The sequence below is a fragment of the Vibrio sp. 10N.222.55.C6 genome (assembly GCF_041473395.1).
Taxonomy (GTDB): domain Bacteria; phylum Pseudomonadota; class Gammaproteobacteria; order Enterobacterales; family Vibrionaceae; genus Vibrio; species Vibrio crassostreae_C.
In genome coordinates, this window is record NZ_JBFRSD010000456.1 from 1 (window position 1) to 323 (window position 323).

General features: G+C 45.2%; 1 protein-coding gene. It reads left to right on the forward strand.

Annotated features, from left to right (window positions below; all coding sequences use genetic code 11):
• The first annotated feature begins 75 nt into the window (after positions 1-75).
• Complete coding sequence (locus tag AB4486_RS24575) at positions 76-252, forward strand: hypothetical protein (protein ID WP_170962365.1); 177 nt, start codon at positions 76-78, stop codon at positions 250-252.
• Positions 253-323: the final 71 nt, after the last annotated feature.

Below are 323 nucleotides of genomic sequence, written 5' to 3' on the forward strand. Positions count from 1 at the left end.
GAGCTTAATTCGAAATTTCAGCCCTCAGAGGTGCTATAGACTTCGCGCTGCCAATATCGAAGGAGAACGGTGGTGATGATGATGGAAATGAGAACGCTTAAATATCAAGTAATGGGCAAATGCATGTGGATCACTGCAACGGTATCTCGCGCAGTAGCGGACAAACTTGCGCTGGAATATCAATCCTACGGCTGGCCTGTTGAAGTATGTGCCGCAGAACAAACACTGACGTTTGATCTCAATGCTGTATAATATTGGCAATGGCGAATAAGCTCTATCGGCACTGAGTCCGGTAGGGCTTTTTCTTTAGTCTTTAGTCTTTA

Bases quoted from the DNA above. Each gene is read 5' to 3' on its own strand.
- AB4486_RS24575 (WP_170962365.1), top strand. From the start codon at position 76: ATGATGATGGAAATGAGAACGCTTAAATATCAAGTAATGGGCAAATGC.